Raw genomic sequence first — 19,732 nt, 5'->3', positions numbered from 1 at the left:
TAAAATGAGCTTTATTAACTAATTATCAACGATTAAGATTGTTTTTTATATAAAATATTAAATACTTCCGTTTTAACGATTTTTTTGATAATAATTTAATAAAAAGTTTGTTGAAGAATCATGACTTTTTATTGCAGAATTATTAATTTCATTTAAAATTGAATTCGCCAATTGCTTTCCTAATTCAACACCCCATTGATCATAACTAAATATATTCCAGATAATTCCTTGTACGAAAATTTTATGTTCGTACATAGAAATTAGAGAACCTAAAGTTTCTGGTGTCAATGATTTTGCTAATATTGTGTTTGTAGGCTTATCTCCAGAAAAAACTTTATAAGGCAGTAAGAAACTTGCTTGTTCACTAGTTATTCCTTGCTTAACAAATTCCTCTTTAACTTGAGTTTGAGTTTTACCATTTAATAATGCCTCAGTTTGAGCGAAAAAATTAGACATCAATTTGTTATGGTGATTTTCATCTCCATATAGTGGTTTAACAAATCCAATAAAATCAGTTGGAATTAGTTTTGTTCCTTGATGTATTAATTGGAAAAAAGCATGCTGTGAATTTGTTCCTGGTTCACCCCAAATAATGGTTCCTGTTTCATAGTCAACTAATTTACCGTTTCTATCTACGCTTTTACCATTACTTTCCATAATTCCCTGTTGAAGGTATGGTGCTAATTTTTGCAAATATTGTGAATACGGAATTAAAGCTTCACTTTCGGCACCAAAAAAATTATTGTACCAAATAGTTAGTAACGCTAATACAACTGGAATGTTTTTATCGAAAGATTCTTCTTTAAAGTGTACATCCATTTTATGGGCTCCTGATAAAAGTTGGTCAAAATTATCAAAACCAACAGCCAAACTAATTGTAAGACCAACAGCACTCCATAAAGAGAATCTGCCTCCAACCCAATCCCACATTGGAAACACATTATTGGCATCGATACCAAATTCTGTTACTTTATTTATATTAGTAGAAACTGCTACGAAATGTTTAGCTACATCTTCTTGTTTAGCCGATTGCAAAAACCAAGATCTAATGGTTTCGGCATTGGTCAAAGTTTCTTGAGTGGTAAATGTTTTAGAAGCCACAACAAACAAAGTAGTTTCAGGGTTTATTTTCTTTAAAACTTCATTTACATGATCACCATCAATATTTGATACAAAATGTACGTTTAAATGGTTTTTATAAAATTGTAGTGCTTCAACTACCATTGCTGGCCCAAGATCTGAACCTCCAATTCCTATGTTTACAATATCTGTAAAAGACTTGTTAGTAAAGCCTTTCTTTTCTCCAGAAATTATTTGATTTGTAAAAGATTTTATCTTGCTTTTAACCTCAAAAACTTCAGGAACAACATTTTTACCATCAATTAAAAAAACATCTGATTCTTTTGCCCTAAGAGCTGTATGAAGCACTGCGCGATTTTCCGTTTGATTAATAGCTTCTCCCGAAAAATAACTTTTAATTGCTTTTTCCAAACCCACTTCGTTAGCCAATTCTAACAATAGATCAACAGTCTTAGAGTTAATCTTGTTTTTAGAATAATCAATTAAAAAATCTTCCCATTGTATATGAAATTTATCTGCTCTTTCAGAATCTGAAGCAAACATTTCCTGCATAGTAATACTAGCAATTTCAGAATGATGCTCTTTTAACTTTTTCCAAGCTAAAGTTTGAGTAGGATTTACAGATGGTAATGACATACTTTTAATGATTTTTCAATTAAATGAACAACGAAGTTACAATTTTGGTTTTGAAAAATCATCAATAAAATCAATATGCTAGCGAGTTTTTTTACGAAAACGTTATAGTTTTATCTGAATTAATTACAACTAAAAACAAAGTTATTTCAAGGCAGCAATGCTATCCAACTCTCTTTTTAATGGAGTCATAAAAGCAATAAACCTAGGTTTGTTTTTCTTATCCATTGGCGCCGAATTAGGCAATTTCAACTTTAAAGCATCTACTTGCTTACCGTTTTTCCAGAATCTATAGCAAACATGAGGTCCGGTAGCCAAACCAGTGCTTCCAACCTTTCCTATAATTTGACCTTGACGAACATGTTGCCCTTTTCTGACCAAAATTTTAGACATGTGTAAGTACTGTGTAGAATAAGTCTTATCATGCTTTATCTTAACATGATTTCCATTTCCTGCTGAATATCCAGCCAATTCAACTACTCCATTCGCAGTTGACATAATTGGTGTACCATGAGGCGCAGCATAATCAGTACCGTTATGAGGCTTGAAAAATTTTTGAACTGGATGATATCTTCTTTTAGAAAATCGAGACGTAATATTAACTGTTTTTAAAGGTGCTTTTAAGAAAAAGTTTTTCAAAGCCTTCCCTTCTTCATCATAATAATCAACTTTTTTATCAGAAGCATTTTGCTTGAACGGAAAGGCATAGATTTTTTTTCCTTTGTATTCGAAAAAAGCACACTCTAAAGAATCTACACCATCATAAATGGTATCATTAATATATCTTTCAGTAAAAGTAACTGCAAACTTATCTCCTTTTTGAGACTTAAAGAAGTCGATAGACCATTTAAAAACACTAGTTAATTGAGCTGATAAAGAAGCAGCAACACCTTCGTTTTTAAGAGTCTCCGAAAGCGATCCGTTTAACTCTCCAGCAACAGTTCTTCTTTTAAAAGTTACTGGTTTTAATTTTTTTGACGCTTTAACTATTGAATCATTAAAATCAATTACATAATACGTTAATTGATCAGGCTGATATATAAAATATTGAAGTCTTTTTGATTTATCTTTTGAAAGAAGCATAGTATAAGGCTTACCCAGACGTACTATTCTTACATTGAAAGTATCTTTTACTTTTGCAATTACGTCATAAACCTGTTTCCCATTCAGATTTTGTTTTTCTAGTATACTACCAAAGGTATCATCCTTTCTAATGGTATCAGAAACAACTTTGAAATCGTTTAATTTAAAACCAAAATCATATCTAATTGGTTCTGGTTTTTTAACAGGCACTTTAGTCCCGACCTTATCATCTTTACAAGAAACAACTAAAAATAAAACTAATAAAAGAGTAATGTATTTTTTCAAATGGAGCATTTTTATTCCAAAATCTATCGGAAAATTTGACAAAAATGCTAATATAATAATTTTTTATACATTTTCACCCCAAGTAGCTAATTCATGTTCTGACAACAATTCAGGAAAAAATATTCTTCTTTGATAACGAGGATGCATGTATTTCTTCCAATCACTACCTCCAGTTGCTTCACCGTCCCCTTTTCCGTTGTCTATATATTTTTTAGCGGCATTGTAATGACCCATTACCCATGTAATATTTACAGTATAGTCGTAATGGCGCATGGCTTTCACTAATTCAGGATCTTTTTGATCGGCTTCTGGCAATTCATTAAATTTTCGCCAAAGGTTAATGGTGTTGTATTCTTCCATCATACGTAGAAATGTACCCTTGTATTTTTCCTCAAACTGTTTTAGGAAGTATGATTTTTCACCTGTATGATAATCTTTCCCTGCAGCTTGCCAGTACAAATGTTCTAAGGCGTGCTCATAAGGCGTATTTCTATCAATGGTTGCTCTAAATCTGTAATCGATTAGGTTTATCAAATCTGTCGAGCAAAATTCAATCATTCTATATTGAGCACTTTGAAACCCACTTGCAGGTGTTAAAGTATGTCGGAATTTCATATACTGCTCAACTTCCATTCCATCACCCATAATGGTAAAAGATGTGGTAAGCATATCAAAATATCTGCTGATACGCATTAATCGTTCTGCAAAAAAAGTAGTGGTTAATTTTTCGGCATAAGAAACTTGTTTGATTTCCCACAAAATCATTTTAAACAACAACTCATTAATTTGATGATACATGATAAAAACATTTTCATCTGGTAATGTTGTTCTTTGAATTTGCAAACTTAAAAGCGCATCAGTTTGTATATAATCCCAATAAGTTATTGGTTTTGACCAAAGCAGCCCTTCAAGATGAGCTTCGGTTTTTTGGTTGATTGCTTTATACTTTTCGTCAATTTCGTTTACTAATGCAGAATAATCACTCATAATTTATTTTGAAATTACCATAAATGGATTTTTTAAACCTTTAAACGCTTCTAAATCGGCTTTAAGAGAACCTACCGCCAAATCAGCTTTGATACGTAAAGGAACTTTGTTTTCATCGTCTGAAACCCAAACCGTTAAACTTTCCTCTTCTTTAAAAACACGACCCGACTGAACAATTGGTTTAAATATCATAGTATTTACTTTACCAAATTTAGTTCTAAGTTTTTCTTTTCCTACGTATTTTAATTTGAATTTATAAATTTCATCATCAAAAAACATATCAATCATAATAGATTCGCCAACTTTAAGTTTGTCAATATTGGGATGATTTCTAAGATAATAAAATGAAGAAACTATGTCCTGAACATTTTCAGTAACATTAAATGTTTTCTCGGTCTTATGCTTATAATCTTTAACTAAAACTGTGTTTTTTTCTTGATTGAAAAATCCTTCTTGATCTTTGGTATATCCACCTTCATCAATTTTACGTAAATACTGATATGGTTTTGTAGTTTCTTTATCAAACTGACTTTGATAATAATCATCTACTTTAAAAAAGAATCTAGACATGCCAACAGTATAGCCATGACCAACCGCATAGAATACTTTTTTACCGCTTCGATTTGCTTCTTTTAGTTCAAGTTCTGCATAACCAGCATTGACTAAACCATAATGGATACGAAACTTAAACCATTCGCCAACATCAAATGCTTCTGGCTTTTGTGCAAAAACCGCCGTTGAAAATAATAAAGATAGGAGTGCAAATTTTAGTCTCATGTTTTTCGAATTTATATTCTTTTTGAGTAAGAATACAATATCCATTCCAAAGTTAATAAAAAACAAAAAAACCCAGTCATTACTGACTGAGTTTTTATGCTATTAACCAACCAAAAAACTATAAATTATGAAAATTTATTTAATTAAGAGGGAACCACCCCTCCCAATTGCTTAGCAAAGGTATAGCAGAAGTTCAATTATTCCCAACAAAAAATCAACTTTAACATATTTTTATCAAAATATGACTTACTACAACGTTTTCTTTTGACAATTCTTTAATGAAAATGATTTTTTGTTAATATAACATTAACAAAACAAAAAGTTAAAAATTACAAAAACACTAAAAATCAGACGTTTATAAAAATAAAAAATCCGAAAAAATTACTTTCTTCGGATTTTAATCAATTTTATTCAATATTTTACAAAGTACCTCTCAATTCTTGTTCTCTTTCGATTGACTCAAAAAGTGCTTTAAAATTACCTGCACCAAAACCACGAGTCTCCACTCTTTGGATGATTTTGAAATTTACATGTTAACTTTTTCCAGTCTAATCTCAGAAGATTTTTTATTAGAATCAAAAAATTCAATTAACATCATATATCCTTTTTTCCCAGGAAAAGCAAATATTTTGCTGGTGTTAGTTTTTAAATCCAACTGCTTTTTGATAAACTCATTATTACTATATGAGACTATTCCAAATTTTGTATTTTGATTTCTATTTTTTGAATTTTTCTCATTATCACTAAAGTAAAAAAGAAATTCATCATCGTCTAAATCTTGAAAATCCATATAATCAAATCCACCAGCTTCTTTAATTACTCTTGAAGGTGCTTCAGTTCCAGGAAACTTATTTCTAAATTTTTCAGCAATTAAAATTTTATCAAACGTGAATTTAGCGGAAATCTCTAAAAAATATATATTATTTGTAGTTACTGGTTTTCTTTTAAAAGCTTCACAAACTGCAATAATTTTGCCATTACTTAATTGGATAAGATCATGAACGAAAATATTCCCTTCTTTTTTAATTTCTCCATATTTATCGATGTCAACTTTTGGAGATAGTTCGGTCCAGTTTAAAAACTTTTCTTCTAATTTCTTTCCATTTTCAAGACTTAACTTAATTTTGAAGATACCTAGATTCTCTTCATCTCGAATAAATCCGTAATCAGATCTTTTTGAGTAATTTCCTAACAATGTCAATTCATCATTCTGCATATAAGAATCAACTACTTTGTAAGTATATTTATCTTGGTTTGAGAATAAATATTCAAAATTTTGTTTGCCTGTAGCATTGTTAAAACACAAAACAGAATTGACAGGTTTATAATATCCGGATTTTGTATAATGATTTGAAAACAATACATACTCTTTCGATGCGTTTAAAAATTTTAATTCTTTAAAACCATGATCGTTTTTAGAAGTTTCGTAGGTTGTTTTCCATTTATTATTAAAATTATCGTCTAAGCAAAATAAAGATTTTTCTTTTCCAGTTTGATCTTTATCTTCTTTTATAGCTATCAGACCGACCTCATTTATCCCAATAATTTCATCGGTCTGATTGGCATCAAAATTTTTTAGTTTTCTATCAAATTCTGGTTTCACTTCAACTTTACCATTTCTAAAGATAAAAATATCACTCATTTTATTATTTGATAAATCTAAAGTTCTATAGCGTCTAAAAAACTTTCCGTTCTCAGTATCATCGTTCAATTCTATTAATAATTTATTATTGAACAGAGTGATATCAAATGTAATTCTGTCTGATTTTAAAAGAAACGAACTATATTTCATTTCTTCAATAAAACCGTTTGTTACTTTAGTTAAATTTTCATCTAAAACGATGTATTCCAATAAAAATTTTTCTTTTTGAATTTTGTCTGATTCAAACAATAGGAAATATCCTTTTATATTATTTTTATTGTCTTTTATTTCTTCAGAATGGTAAAATCTACCTGTAGACAACTTATTTAACTCAATAATCTGAGCCCCTACAGATTGCATACACATCATCAAGACGATTAATAATATTCTTATCTTTTTCATTTAAATTTTTGAATTATTATTTCTAAATCGGTGTTTTTTAAATTATTGATTATGTTAATGAATCGATTCAAACTTGGAGAATTATATACCAAGTCCATTTGAGGAATATATTTTGATATAGTTTGGTTTCTTTTTGCCTTTTGAATTTCAATCAGGTTTAAAAAAATCAAGTCTTTGTAAAATTTACTACTCGTTTTTTTGTATTCTTTTAAAGACTCATACAAGCAAATTCCAAACTCACCTCTTACATACAAATTATATAAGTTTTGATAATTCGCCTTTTTCTTTAACTCGATAAATTTGCTAGAATCGATTGCTTTGATGTTCTGGTTATTAATAAATTTTTGAAGATTTTTTATTCTGTATAAACAATCTGGATGTGTTTTCAAAGAGTCTATTTGATAAGCGGGCTTGTAATCGTATTTTTTAAAGATTGATTCTTCAACTTCAAAATATTTGTTTTTGATTTTATACGTTTCGGTTTCAAATAAAGTTTTGTAATCACGAACCGTTAACGAATCCATTTCTTTGTTAGAATCATCTAATTTATTTAAAAGACTAATGGAATTATTTAAATCTCTTTTTGTTTTCGAGTAGAAATGAAAGCCTAAAGAATCAGCTTCAATTTCTTTTTTTCTTCTATGAAAATAATTTTTATAATTTAATTTCAGTAGAAATGTATTAGCTGCTTTAGAACGATTATATTTTAAATTCTTTATTTCTTTTGTTTTATTAATGATTTCTTCAGAAGTATTTAAACTGACAAAATTATCAACTTCTTTTTTAACATGTTGTAGCACTTGATGGCCTATTTCATGACATAAAACAAAAACCAATTCATCTTCATTATCTAAAACAGTAAACAAACCATAGTTTACAACGATTGTTCCGTCTCCAGTGTTATAGGCATTTTTTTCTGAGTCATTGGAAACTAAAACTCTATAATCTTTTTTGGCTAATTTGTTGATATCTAAAATTTCGAACAAAAGCTTTTGAGCGTAATCATTTAAATTTTTATCTGAAATAAAATTATTGTTGCCTATCTTTTCTAAAAACTCCTTTTGGTATTCTAGATAAATATTTTTAGATAGTTTAGATTTATTTACAGAATTTACATCTAAACTTTCATTAAAAGTAGTATATTTTAATTTATAAAATTCTGATAATTCATGTTTGAATGAATTGGAATTTATAGTGTCAAGTAATTCTATTCTTTCTTGCCCAAAACATTTTAATGAAAAAACAATTAAAAAAAGTATATTAAGAATTTTCATAAAAAAACTGTTTAGAAACAAATATAATATTTATTTCTAAACAGTAAGATTGTTTCATTTTTTTACAAAGTACCTCTCAATTCTTGTTCTCTTTCGATTGACTCAAAAAGTGCTTTAAAATTACCTGCACCAAATCCTCTAGCTCCCATTCTTTGGATAATTTCAAAGAAAAGTGTTGGACGATCTTCTACTGGCTTTGTAAAAATCTGCAATAAATATCCTTCCTCATCCGCATCAATCATAATTCCTAATTTTTGTAATTCATTGATGTCTTCTTTGAATTTAGACATGTGATCTTTTAATCTTTCTGGAATTGCATCATAATACGCTTGTGGCGGTGTACTTAAAAATTCAATACCACGAGCACGCATATCTGCAACAGTTTTAATAATATCATCTGTAGCAACAGCGATGTGTTGAACTCCCTCATCTTCATAGAAATCTAAGTACTCTTCAATTTGAGAACGCTTTTTACCGTTTGCTGGTTCGTTAATTGGAAACTTGATACGACCATTACCATTCGACATTACTTTAGACATCAAAGCTGAATATTCAGTAGTAATTTGCTTGTCGTCGAAAGAAAGGAAATTCACAAACCCCATCACATCTTCAAACCATTTTACCGCTTCATTCATTCTGTTCCAACCAGTGTTTCCAACCATGTGGTCAATATATTTTAGTCCAACTGGTTCTGGATTATAATTAGATTTCCATTCACTATATCCTGGCAAAAAGATCCCGTTATAGTTTTTACGTTCAACAAAAACAAAAACTGTCTCACCGTAAGCGCCATAAATACCTGCGCGAACAACTTCACCATTTTCATCTTTTTCAACAACTGGCTCAAAATAAGATTTTGCTCCACGTTTTGTAGTTTCTTCAAATGCCGAACGCGCATCTTCTACCCAAAGCGCAATAACTTTTACACCATCACCATGTTTTTTTACATGTTCTCCAATAGGTGAATTGCTATTTAAAGCTGTAGTTAACACCAAACGAATTTTATCTTGCTTTAAAACATATGAAGCTCTGTCTTTAACACCAGTTTCTAAACCTGCATACGCTAATGATTGAAATCCGAAAGCTGTTTTGTAAAAATGAGCAGCTTGCTTAGCATTCCCTACATAAAACTCTACATAATCTGTTCCTAACAAAGGAAGGAAATCTTGTGCCCCTTCAAATATTTTTTCTAATCCGTATTCTACTGATTTTATTTCTTGTGACATGATATTTTATTTTTTAATTATAAAGTGAATCTACATCTGTAGAATCTATATAAAGCGAGTTATTTTGATAATTTTGTTTGTACCTTAAAATGGAATCGTTGATTTCCTGATTCTTTTTTTCTTCAATTTTATTTTTGAAAGCATCAAGTAAACTTACTTGATAAATTGCAACCATAACCAAAACTACTATGAAATATAATGAAGATAAAATCGTAGCAACTAAACAAACAATTTTTGCAACATATACATTTTGATACGTTTGGCGCGAATAATTAGTTGGATTCAATTCATATTCTTTAAGGCTTTTAATCGAAAGTATTAACCCTATTATACCTATAATCAAAGAAAGAAACACTAATAGCCCGCAACAGAAACCTAAAACTATAATAACCGAAGCAATAGTCCCAAATATTAAAGCTGATGGATCTGCTGGTAATTTACCGTAATTCATTAATCTAACCAAGATTGATAATACTTTTCATCAGCTATTTTCATAGCATCTTCAGTAACCATTAAAGGCTTGAAAGTATCGACCATAACTGCCAACTCTTGAGTTTCAGTTTTACCAATACTTCTTTCAGTCGCCCCTGGATGAGGACCATGCGGAATCCCTGCAGGATGCAACGAAATATGACCTGCTTCAATATCGTTACGACTCATAAAATCTCCATCCACATAATACAATACTTCATCACTATCGATATTACTATGATTGTATGGGGCCGGAATAGATTCAGGATGATAATCGTACAAACGTGGCACAAACGAACAGATTACAAAAGCATCTGATTCAAATGTTTGATGCACTGGAGGCGGTTGGTGAATTCTACCTGTTATTGGTTCAAAATCATGGATAGATAATGCATACGGATAATTAAACCCATCATATCCAATTACATCAAAAGGATGTGTTGCGTATACCATTTCAAAGATTTCGTCTTTCTTTTTTACTTTGATAACAAAATCTCCTTTTTCGTTATACGTTTCTAATTCTTGAGGTTGACGAATATCCCTTTCGCAGAAAGGCGCATGCTCCAATAATTGCCCAAACCAGTTACGATAACGTTTTGGTGTATAAATTGGCCTGTGAGATTCGACAATAAATAATCTGTTATCTTCTGTATCAAAATCAATTTTGTAAATCATTCCGCGCGGAATAACTAAATAATCACCATATTTGAAATCAAGATTCCCAAGCATAGTTCTTAGTTTTCCTGTTCCACGGTGAATAAAAATCACCTCGTCAGAATCTGTATTTTTATAAAAATAATCAGTTGTTGATTTCTTAGGCGCAGCCAATGCAATGTGACAATCAGAATTCGTCAAAACAATTTTTCGACTTTCTAGAAAATCATCTGTTGGTTCCACCTGAAAACCACGCAATCTATAAGATTGAATATTATTGGATTTAGCGATTTTGGGCGCTACAGAATATTGTTTTCTAATTTCTTTAACCTGTGTTGGTCTATTTTCATGGTACATATTGGTTGACATTCCGTCAAACCCTATTGTACCAAACAATTGCTCATAGTACAAATCACCGTTTTCTTTACGGAATTGTATATGTCTCTTATAAGGTATTTTTCCTAATTTATGATAAAATGGCATTTCTTTTTAGTTTAAAAGTTTAAAGTAAAGTTTACAGTTATTACAACTATAAACTGTCGTTTTTAAATCAAAAAGAGTAACGCTCATTCAGGATTTCTCTTGATGAGGAACTTTAAGTGCGCTAATAAACCTTTAAAAATGGTTTCCATACTCTTACAAATATCGGAAAAATCTATTAGTTTTTAAAACAAAAAAATCCCAAATTGAATTTGGGATTTATATTATATGATTGAACCTTATTGTTGTCCGTTATTTAATTTACTATTCTTTTTACTATATCCGAAATAGATAACAACTCCAATAGCCATCCAAGCAAAAAGACGCAACCAGTTTGGCCATCCTAAACCATACACCATGGCTAAACAAACTCCTACTCCTAAAATTGGAACAAATGGAACTAAAGGAGTTTTAAATTCACGTTTCATATCAGGGTTTGTTTTTCTAAGTACAATAACCGAAATACAAACTAAAATGAAAGCAAATAAAGTTCCAATACTTGTCATATCTCCAACAATATCTCCAGGAACAAAAGCTGCAAACAAACCTACAATAACAAAAATAATCATGTTTGCTTTATAAGGTGTTTTATATTTAGGATGAACTTCGCTGAACACTTTTGGTAACAAACCATCATTACCCATTGAATAAAACACGCGAGACTGCCCTAATAACATTACTAAAATTACTGATGAGAAACCAGCTAAAATAGCTACAGTCACAAATTGACCTAACCACTCATAACCAACCATATATTTTTGGATTGCATAAGCTACTGATGCTTCTCCACCTTCACCTCTAAAATCTTCTACTGTTGCAACACCTGTTAAAACGTGAGCAAATAAAATATATAAAACTGTACATACAGCCAAAGAACCTAAAATACCAATAGGCATGTCTCTTTTTGGATTTTTAGTTTCCTGAGCTGCTGTCGAAACTGCATCGAAACCAATAAAAGCAAAGAACACAGTACCAGCTGCACCTAAAATCCCAGGTATACCACCAAAATGATGATCTAATCCTGACTTATCAGTATAAATAGTGGATTTTGGTATATATTCTGCATGATTAACAGGATTAATAAACTGCCATCCTATAATAATAATTAATATAACAATAGCCACTTTTAAAACCACTATTATTCCATTAACAAATGCCGATTCTTGAGTTCCTCTAATCAATAATAAACTTAAAGCTCCTACGATAAATAAAGCTGGTAAATTGATGATTCCACTAACTCCATCAGCTGATGTTTGAAAAGGTGAATGACACCATTCATAAGGAATTGGACTGACATGAAAAACATTGACCAGTAGATTATTAAGATATTCACTCCAAGCAATACCTACAGTTGCTGCTCCCACAGCGTATTCTAATATTAAATCCCAACCTATAATCCAAGCTAGAAATTCTCCCATTGTAGCATAAGTGTATGTGTAAGCACTTCCTGCAATAGGAATTGAAGACGATAATTCAGCATAACATAATCCTGCAAGAGCACATCCAATAGCGGCAACTATAAAACCAATAGTTACTGAAGGTCCTGCGCTATTTGCAGCTGCAGCTGCAGTTCTCACGAACAAACCTGCACCAATGATTGCTCCAATTCCGAGGGCTACAAGAGTCCAAGCGGTTAATGTTCTTTTTAATCCTTTCTCCGAGTCAGCTGCTTCAGCAAGCAACAAGTCGATAGATTTTCTTTTCCAAATTGACATAAATTTTAATTTTGGTTTAGTGCTTCCAAAAATAGGCTTTTTTAAAAACAATTGCACAAAAAAAAAGATTTTCTACTTTTTATTTAACAATTAAACACTTTAAAACCAAAACCCAACACTAAACCAAGTAAAATGTTTATTAGTTTCAGGAGACCAACTATGTTTTATTTCGACTGGACCAATAAAAGTTTCCAATCCATATCCAAAGGCGTAACCTGTATAATTAGGCTTAACAAGCCATTCTTGCTTATCGAAGATTTTATTTCCTATATTTGAGAAGTTTGCAGTAAAATTTAAATGGTTTTTTCTATAAAACTCATAATCCGCCGAAGCGCTTCCTTTCACATAACTGTTACCTGATAATGCTAAATAATCATAACCATAAAATGGTTTAAAATTTCCAAATCGATGAAAACCATAACCTCCAAGATTAAAATCAAAAATATTATTTACATTTTCCCCTACTACAAATCCTCCTTCAGTTTGTAGTTTTACAGAAACTTTTTTAAAGAAAGTTTGCACTACACCCATATCAGCCTTCAAAAGCGTAAATTTTTGAAAGTCAGCAGCATAATTTGAAGAATACAAATACATTTGAGCATCACCCATAAAATACCATCCTTTTGTTGGGAAAAATTTATTGGTAAAGGAGTCAAACTTCATAAAACCTGCTGCCGAAATATAATTACTTCTGTCGATTCTTGGAATAATATTTTCAGTAGTTTTCGAGTTTATTTCCATAAACTCATGTTTCAATCCAGCTCCAATAAGAAACTTTTGAAAAAAGATAGTTTGCACATAAGCTTGATTGGTAAGCTGATGATAATCGATATCTATTTCTTCTAATCCTAGTTTAGATTTTAACTTTCCTCCTTTAAAATCGTTTCTACTTATTCTCTTAAATTGATCAAAACTAGATTTTACTCCAAAACTCCAATGAAATCCATTATCTATATAATAGTCTAAATTATAGCGAATATTATCACCTAGAATTACATCTGCTGAAGCAACATCATTTTTGAATAATAGATTTTTCTTAGTAATATTTAATAAGGCAGCTGACTTAAACAAATCATCATAATGAAGAGCCAATTTTAGATAGGTTCTAACTGGGTTTTCACGAACATTAAGAATTAATGTTTCTTCCTCATTTCTTTTCTCTAATTTATAATTTATAGAACTAAAATTTTGAGTTGCATTGAGATTGTTCATTCCGCTACTGAGCTCTTCATAGGTAATTTTTTCATTAGGTCTAAATCTTAACTTTCCTAATACATAAGATCTAGTATAATTTTTCAACCCATTTACACCTATACCTTTTATGTATAAACTATCTATTTTAGCTTTATTTTCTCGTTCTGTCTTGTAATTTGTTCCTAAAGCAGTTAATTTGTCTTTAACCTTCTGAGCCGCATCAACTCCTTTCTGAATAATAGCTTCTCCATCTTCAAAAGATATCACCGAATAGCCTTCAATATTAGGCTTTATGTAAACATCTGTCTGTGCAATTTTTTGTTTCATTCTTTCCACCATTTGGAAATTTGAAATTTGAACAAGAACCCCAGCTGCCCCATTAATTTGATTAATATTTTTTAGACCATCCTGAACATCTACACCAATGACAATATCGGCACCCATCTTTTTCACTTCTTCAACTGGATAATTATTGGTCACCCCACCATCGATATAATAACTACCATAAATCTCCACAGGAGAAAACAAAGATGGAAAAGCACCACTTGCTGTAATAGCTAAAGGCAATGAACCTTCTCTAAAAACAACCTCTTTACCAGTTTCTACATTTGTAGCAATGCAAACAAAAGGGATTTTAAGCTTATTAAAATCGTTTTCATGTCTGTATTTGTGTGTAAGTCTGCTTAATAAATTGTAGTTATAAAGACCCTTTGATAAACCCTTTGGTACCGAAACCCTCATTTTTTGAAAAGGGAGAGTCACAACATAGACCTCATCGTTGTATTTCTCGTAAAATGTTTTGTTTTTTCTAGGAATATCATCCTGAATTAAAGCATCTGTATTTACATCTCTAAAAATAGAGTCTAGCTCATGGGCGGTATAACCAGCAGCATATAAACCACCTATAATTGCACCCATACTAGTTCCGCCTATATAGTCAATTTTAATACCTGCTTTTTCAATTTCTTTAAGCACACCAATGTGTGCCAACCCTTTTGCACCTCCTCCACTCAAAACCAAACCAATTTTAGGTTTTTTTTGTTCTTGAGAAAAAGCAGAAAAAGTCAGGAAAAAAAATAAAATCAGCGTGAGAGATTTTTTCATTCTATTTTGACGAATTGAATTCCTTGTAAAATTCGATAATTTTTTTGGCTTTTGAAAGCCCTACAACATCAGAAATCTCATTTTCAGTCGCTTTTGACAATCTTTTAACAGATTTAAAATGTTTTATTAATGTAATCATTGTTTTTTCGCCTATACCTGGAATAGTTTCTATCGATGTTTGAATGGCTGCTTTGCTTCTTTTATCTCGATGAAAAGTAATTCCAAAACGATGCGCTTCATTACGCAAATGCTGAATGGTTTTTAGTGTTTCTGATTTTTTATCTAAATACAACGGAACTGAATCTCCGGGATAAAAAATCTCTTCAAGTCGTTTTGCAATACCAATGATAGCTATTTTACCTCGAAGTCCTAAATCGTCTAGACTTTTTAAAGCCGAAGACAACTGCCCTTTTCCACCATCGATGATGATTAACTGCGGTAATGACTCGTTTTCGTCCAATAATCTTTTATAGCGTCTGTAAACGACTTCTTCCATAGAAGCAAAATCATTTGGCCCCTCGACCGTTTTTATATTGAAATGACGATAATCTTTCTTACTTGGCTTACCATCCTTAAAGACTACACAAGCTGAAACGGGATTTGTTCCCTGAATATTCGAATTATCGAAACATTCTATGTGACGTGGTTCGACAGACAATCGTAAATCTTTTTGCATTTGAGCCATAATGCGATTGGTATGTCTGTCAGGATCTACAATTTGAATTTGTTTTAACTGATCCATTCGATAATATTTGGCATTGCGCAGGGATAATTCTAAAATTTGTTTTTTATCGCCCAACTGCGGTACCGTTACTTTTATTTTGTCACCAAAATCCAATTCAAAAGGTACAATAATTTCTCTAGAATTCAAATGAAAACGCTCTCGAAGTTCTACTACAGCCAATTCTAGTAATTCTTCATCTGTTTCTTCTAGCTTCTTTTTAAGCTCAAGAGTATGTGAACGTACAATTGCCCCATACGATATTTGGAGAAAATTAACGTAAGCCATACTTTCATCAGAAATAATAGAAAACACATCAACATTTGAGATTTTAGGATTTAATATGGTTGATTTCGCCTGATAATTTTCAAGCACTTCAATTTTCTCTTTTATTTTTTGAGCTTCTTCAAACTTCATGTCCATTGCTAAATCGGTCATCAGTTTTTTAAACTCCTTTAAGCTTTCTTTGAAATTCCCTTTTAAAATTTCACGAATCGCTTGAACTTGTTTTTCATAATTAGCTATTGTTTCTAAACCTTCACATGGCCCTTTACAATTCCCAATATGATATTCTAAACACACTTTAAACTTTCCACTATCAATATTAGCTTTGGTCAAATCAAAATTACAAGTTCGTAAAGGATAAAGTTCTTTAACCAAATCCAAAATTGTATGCACTGTTTTAAAACTCGTATAAGGTCCAAAATATTCAGAACCGTCCTTTATCATTTTTCGGGTAGAAAAAATTCGCGGAAAACGTTCGTTTTTGATGCAAATCCACGGATAGGTTTTGTCATCTCGTAAAAGGACATTATAACGTGGCTGAAGCGTTTTTATCAAATTATTCTCTAACAAGAGCGCATCAGTCTCTGTAGGAACTACAATATGTTTAATGCTTACAATTTTTTTGACCAAAACATTAGTCTTAGCGTTATCATGTATTTTATTGAAATAAGAAGAGACTCTTTTTTTTAGATTTTTAGCCTTACCTACATAAAGTATTTTACCATCTTTATCATAATACTGATAAACTCCTGGATTATCTGGTAAGGTTTGTATTTGGAGCTCTAAAGGTGTAGGCATTTTTTATTTTTAATATACGTTCAAATTTACGAATTCCATTGGTATAAAGCTCAACTAACATTTATCATATTTTTTAGTTTCTAAAACCAATAGTTTTGATTTAAATTGATTAGTTATGATTACTTGGAAAAAATTAAGTCAGGAAGAACGTCAAGAACGTATTGAAAAAGCACTATTGGAAAATGTGAATTTTTCAAATGATGCTTCTTTGGGTTATCCAGCGTCAAAATTAGATAACAAAGTATTTTACAGCGACGCTTCTTTTCTTAAAGATGCACCAACTTTAAAAACCTATGTTGCTAATCCAAATCATATTGGTTGCCATACCATAGGTTCTTCCGAAAAAGCTTTTAGTGGTACACAAGAAATTGAGAGAGAGGTGCTGAAAGTTTTAGCAGTAGACATTTTTAAAGCAAAGCCAGAAAGTTATGATGGTTATATAGCTCCAGGAGGTACAGAGGCTAATATTCAAGCCATTTGGATGTATCGCAATTTATTCATGAACATTTATGGTGCATCTTTGAACGAAATTACCATTGTCGCTTCAGAAGACACTCATTATTCCATTCCAAAGGCAGCTAACTTATTAATGTTAGATAGAATTCAAGTTCCTGTTGATTTTGAAACAAGAAAAATTAAAAAATCGGAATTAGAAAGTTTACTTATTGAAGCAAAACAAAACGGCAAGAAATATTTTATAATTGTTTCTAACATGGGAACCACAATGTTTGGTGCTGTTGATGACCCAGAAGATTATATTTCGGTGTTAGAAAAACATCAATTAATTTATAAACTTCATATTGACGCTGCTTATGGTGGTTTTGTTTATCCGTTCAGCAATAAAAATAATTCGATTAACTTTAGTAATCCTAAAATTAGCTCCATAACAATTGATGCTCACAAAATGTTACAAGCTCCTTATGGAACAGGTGTTTTTATTTGTAGAAAAGGACTAATTGAAAACGTTTTAACTAAAGAAGCCGAGTATGTAGAAGGAATGGATTTAACTCTTTGTGGAAGTCGAAGTGGTTCTAATGCTGTTTCAGTTTGGATGATCTTGTTTACTTATGGTCCTTTTGGCTGGTTTGAAAAAGTAAGCGTTCTACAAATGCGTACCAACTGGTTGTGTGAACAATTGAAATCGTTAAGTGTTCCTTACTTTAGAGAACCAAATATGAATATTGTGACAATTCCATCTAAATATATCTCTAAAAATTTAGAAGAAAAGTATGATTTGGTTCCTCAAAAACATGATGAAAACAATAAATGGTATAAAATTGTAATAATGGATCACGTAGAAGTCGATCATTTAAGTACTTTTATATCCGATTTAAAAGAAAATTTACATGTTAAAAGCTGATTTGCGAACAAAATACAAAGCATTAAGAAAGCAACTAACGTTTGATGAAATAATGAATGATAGTTTAATCATTGCTAATCATTGTATTGATTTACCCATTTGGGACAAGACTTACTTTCATTTGTTTTTACCTATAGAAAAGCAAAAAGAAATTAACACTGAATTTATTCTTCAAATTTTAGCTGGAAGAGATAAAGAAATAGTGATTTCAAAATCAAATTTTGAAGATTTGTCAATGACTCATTATTTATTGACAGATAATACAACAATAAAAGTCAACTCTTACGGAATTCCCGAACCTGTGGATGGCATTGAAGTACCTATAAACAAAATAGAAGTGATTTTTGTTCCTTTATTAGCTTATGATAAAAAAGGAAACCGTGTAGGATATGGCAAAGGCTTTTACGATAAATTTTTAAGCAAATGTAAAACAGAAAGTATCAAAATTGGGCTTTCCTATTTTGATCCTGAAGATGTTATTGATGATATACAAGATAATGATATAAAATTAGATTATTGTATAACACCCTTTGGAGTAATCAAGTTTTAGTTTATATTCGCAAAACCTAAAACTTAACCTATGAGTAATCAATATTTTAAAAGAATTCGTACAATTGTTACGTTCTTTTTAGTTGCAATTAGTTTAGCTAGTTGTGTTCATGTCCATCATCCCGGACCAAGAAGAACAGTAGTGGTAAAAGAAAAAAGAATTCCACCAGGTCATGCTAAAAAAATGCACGGAGACAAAAGTGCAAGAAACCATGCTCCTGGACATAACAGATAATAAAAAAAGCCCTCAGTGAGGGCTTTTTTTACGTCTTTATTTATTAGTTTTTTGAACCAAATGCTTTTTTATTAAATACAATCAAGATCCCTACTCCGGTAGAAATAGCTACATCAGCAATATTAAAAATGGCATTGAAAAAAGTGAAATTTTTACCTCCTAAAAACGGAACCCATGTTGGCATTGGATAATCCTTTATAATTGGGAAATAGAACATATCCACTACTTTCCCATAAAACCATTTTCCATATGGTTCTTTTGAAAATAAAGTTGCTACTTCGTATGAACTGTCATTAAAGATACGACCATAAAAAACAGAATCTATAATATTACCAAAAGCACCAGCAAGAATTAAAGAAATCGCAATTATTAAAAGATTAGATCCGCTTTTTCTAACCGAATCCCACAACCAGTATCCAATACCAAAAACGGCAAGAATACGAAATAGTGTTAACGCAATTTTACCATAAGCTCCTGGAATTTCAGCTCCCCAAGCCATACCTTCGTTTTCGATGAATAAAATTTTAAACCAACTAAATACTCCAACCTCTTCATGAAGTACAAAATGTGTTTTTACATATATTTTGGATATTTGGTCAATTAATAAAACCAAAAAAACGATTAGATAGGCTTTCTTTAAATTCATTTGTTAATATTTATTGCTTTTCAGCAGTCAAATGCAATCGCTTTATTTGACATATTATTCATCGTTGCGATTCCATTATTTTTCTTTGTAGGACAAAAATAAACATTATTACATAAAAAACGCTCCAAAAA

At 30.9% G+C, this 19,732-nt stretch carries 16 protein-coding genes; 3 read left to right on the top strand and 13 right to left on the bottom strand.

The window, feature by feature from the left end; translation table 11 throughout:
* Window positions 1-72 precede the first annotated feature (72 nt).
* From pgi to uvrC, 12 genes are all read right to left on the bottom strand, one after another.
* The gene (gene pgi, locus LJY17_RS12685; RefSeq protein ID WP_264544192.1) at window positions 73-1,716 is read right to left on the bottom strand and encodes a glucose-6-phosphate isomerase; all 1,644 of its coding nucleotides are present in this window, start codon (window positions 1,714-1,716) and stop codon (window positions 73-75) included.
* Between the two features lie 141 nt (window positions 1,717-1,857).
* On the bottom strand, window positions 1,858-3,081 hold the full coding sequence (locus tag LJY17_RS12680; protein ID WP_264544191.1) for a M23 family metallopeptidase: 1,224 nt from the start codon (window positions 3,079-3,081) through the stop codon (window positions 1,858-1,860).
* A 63-nt stretch (window positions 3,082-3,144) separates the two neighbouring features.
* Window positions 3,145-4,068: a tryptophan 2,3-dioxygenase family protein gene (locus LJY17_RS12675; RefSeq protein ID WP_264544190.1), complete on the bottom strand. Its 924-nt coding sequence runs from the start codon at window positions 4,066-4,068 to the stop codon at window positions 3,145-3,147.
* Window positions 4,069-4,071: 3 nt separating this feature from the next.
* Window positions 4,072-4,845, bottom strand: coding sequence for a DUF3108 domain-containing protein (locus LJY17_RS12670; RefSeq protein ID WP_264544189.1), 774 nt, complete (start codon window positions 4,843-4,845; stop codon window positions 4,072-4,074).
* A 526-nt stretch (window positions 4,846-5,371) separates the two neighbouring features.
* Window positions 5,372-6,889, bottom strand: a complete 1,518-nt coding sequence (locus LJY17_RS12665) for a DUF6770 family protein (RefSeq protein WP_264544188.1) — start codon at window positions 6,887-6,889, stop codon at window positions 5,372-5,374.
* Entirely contained in the window at window positions 6,886-8,163 is a 1,278-nt protein-coding gene (locus LJY17_RS12660; RefSeq protein WP_264544187.1) for a M48 family metalloprotease, read from the bottom strand. The genes LJY17_RS12665 and LJY17_RS12660 overlap by 4 nt, the downstream gene beginning before the upstream one ends.
* A 62-nt stretch (window positions 8,164-8,225) precedes the next feature.
* Window positions 8,226-9,389, bottom strand: coding sequence for a 4-hydroxyphenylpyruvate dioxygenase (gene hppD, locus LJY17_RS12655; protein WP_264544186.1), 1,164 nt, complete (start codon window positions 9,387-9,389; stop codon window positions 8,226-8,228).
* 13 nt (window positions 9,390-9,402) lie between these two features.
* A complete protein-coding gene (locus LJY17_RS12650; protein WP_264544185.1) occupies window positions 9,403-9,840 on the bottom strand; it encodes a hypothetical protein in 438 nt (145 codons plus the stop codon).
* Window positions 9,840-10,997 carry a homogentisate 1,2-dioxygenase gene (locus LJY17_RS12645; RefSeq protein ID WP_264544184.1) on the bottom strand — a complete coding sequence of 386 codons (1,158 nt, stop codon included), beginning with the start codon at window positions 10,995-10,997 and terminating at the stop codon, window positions 9,840-9,842. The genes LJY17_RS12650 and LJY17_RS12645 overlap by 1 nt, the downstream gene beginning before the upstream one ends.
* Window positions 10,998-11,233: 236 nt before the next feature.
* Window positions 11,234-12,709, bottom strand: a complete 1,476-nt coding sequence (locus tag LJY17_RS12640; protein ID WP_264544183.1) for an amino acid permease — start codon at window positions 12,707-12,709, stop codon at window positions 11,234-11,236.
* A gap of 99 nt (window positions 12,710-12,808) precedes the next feature.
* Entirely contained in the window at window positions 12,809-15,007 is a 2,199-nt protein-coding gene (locus tag LJY17_RS12635) for a patatin-like phospholipase family protein (protein WP_338441427.1), read from the bottom strand.
* Between the two features lies 1 nt (window position 15,008).
* Window positions 15,009-16,811: an excinuclease ABC subunit UvrC gene (gene uvrC, locus LJY17_RS12630; RefSeq protein ID WP_264544181.1), complete on the bottom strand. Its 1,803-nt coding sequence runs from the start codon at window positions 16,809-16,811 to the stop codon at window positions 15,009-15,011.
* A gap of 115 nt (window positions 16,812-16,926) precedes the next feature.
* Between uvrC and LJY17_RS12625 the strand changes: the two genes are divergently transcribed.
* From LJY17_RS12625 to LJY17_RS12615, 3 genes are read left to right on the top strand one after another with little or no spacing between them, the layout of a single operon-like run.
* Window positions 16,927-18,171 (top strand): pyridoxal phosphate-dependent decarboxylase family protein, encoded by a 1,245-nt coding sequence (locus LJY17_RS12625; protein WP_264544180.1) that lies wholly within the window; start codon window positions 16,927-16,929, stop codon window positions 18,169-18,171.
* The gene (locus LJY17_RS12620; protein ID WP_264544179.1) at window positions 18,158-18,721 is read left to right on the top strand and encodes a 5-formyltetrahydrofolate cyclo-ligase; all 564 of its coding nucleotides are present in this window, start codon (window positions 18,158-18,160) and stop codon (window positions 18,719-18,721) included. Before LJY17_RS12625 ends, LJY17_RS12620 begins: the two co-directional genes overlap by 14 nt.
* Window positions 18,722-18,751: 30 nt before the next feature.
* Window positions 18,752-18,955, top strand: coding sequence for a hypothetical protein (locus LJY17_RS12615; protein ID WP_264544178.1), 204 nt, complete (start codon window positions 18,752-18,754; stop codon window positions 18,953-18,955).
* 43 nt (window positions 18,956-18,998) lie between these two features.
* On the opposite strand, the gene LJY17_RS12610 is transcribed toward LJY17_RS12615, so the two are convergent.
* Window positions 18,999-19,601 carry a lipoprotein signal peptidase gene (locus LJY17_RS12610; protein WP_264544177.1) on the bottom strand — a complete coding sequence of 201 codons (603 nt, stop codon included), beginning with the start codon at window positions 19,599-19,601 and terminating at the stop codon, window positions 18,999-19,001.
* Window positions 19,602-19,732: the final 131 nt, after the last annotated feature.

The organism is Flavobacterium hankyongi, assembly GCF_036840915.1.
In the GTDB taxonomy this organism is placed as follows: Bacteria; Bacteroidota; Bacteroidia; order Flavobacteriales; family Flavobacteriaceae; genus Flavobacterium; species Flavobacterium hankyongi.
The sequence above is the reverse complement of the archived record's forward strand: the minus strand, read 5'-3'. Positions and strand labels throughout refer to the sequence as shown.

Bases quoted from the DNA above. Each gene is read 5' to 3' on its own strand.
- pgi (WP_264544192.1), bottom strand. From the start codon at position 1,716: ATGTCATTACCATCTGTAAATCCTACTCAAACTTTAGCTTGGAAAAAG.
- LJY17_RS12675 (WP_264544190.1), bottom strand. From the start codon at position 4,068: ATGAGTGATTATTCTGCATTAGTAAACGAAATTGACGAAAAGTATAAA.
- LJY17_RS12670 (WP_264544189.1), bottom strand. From the start codon at position 4,845: ATGAGACTAAAATTTGCACTCCTATCTTTATTATTTTCAACGGCGGTT.
- LJY17_RS12665 (WP_264544188.1), bottom strand. From the start codon at position 6,889: ATGAAAAAGATAAGAATATTATTAATCGTCTTGATGATGTGTATGCAA.
- LJY17_RS12660 (WP_264544187.1), bottom strand. From the start codon at position 8,163: ATGAAAATTCTTAATATACTTTTTTTAATTGTTTTTTCATTAAAATGT.
- hppD (WP_264544186.1), bottom strand. From the start codon at position 9,389: ATGTCACAAGAAATAAAATCAGTAGAATACGGATTAGAAAAAATATTT.
- LJY17_RS12650 (WP_264544185.1), bottom strand. From the start codon at position 9,840: ATGAATTACGGTAAATTACCAGCAGATCCATCAGCTTTAATATTTGGG.
- LJY17_RS12645 (WP_264544184.1), bottom strand. From the start codon at position 10,997: ATGCCATTTTATCATAAATTAGGAAAAATACCTTATAAGAGACATATA.
- LJY17_RS12640 (WP_264544183.1), bottom strand. From the start codon at position 12,709: ATGTCAATTTGGAAAAGAAAATCTATCGACTTGTTGCTTGCTGAAGCA.
- LJY17_RS12635 (WP_338441427.1), bottom strand. From the start codon at position 15,007: ATGAAAAAATCTCTCACGCTGATTTTATTTTTTTTCCTGACTTTTTCT.
- uvrC (WP_264544181.1), bottom strand. From the start codon at position 16,811: ATGCCTACACCTTTAGAGCTCCAAATACAAACCTTACCAGATAATCCA.
- LJY17_RS12625 (WP_264544180.1), top strand. From the start codon at position 16,927: ATGATTACTTGGAAAAAATTAAGTCAGGAAGAACGTCAAGAACGTATT.
- LJY17_RS12620 (WP_264544179.1), top strand. From the start codon at position 18,158: ATGTTAAAAGCTGATTTGCGAACAAAATACAAAGCATTAAGAAAGCAA.
- LJY17_RS12615 (WP_264544178.1), top strand. From the start codon at position 18,752: ATGAGTAATCAATATTTTAAAAGAATTCGTACAATTGTTACGTTCTTT.
- LJY17_RS12610 (WP_264544177.1), bottom strand. From the start codon at position 19,601: ATGAATTTAAAGAAAGCCTATCTAATCGTTTTTTTGGTTTTATTAATT.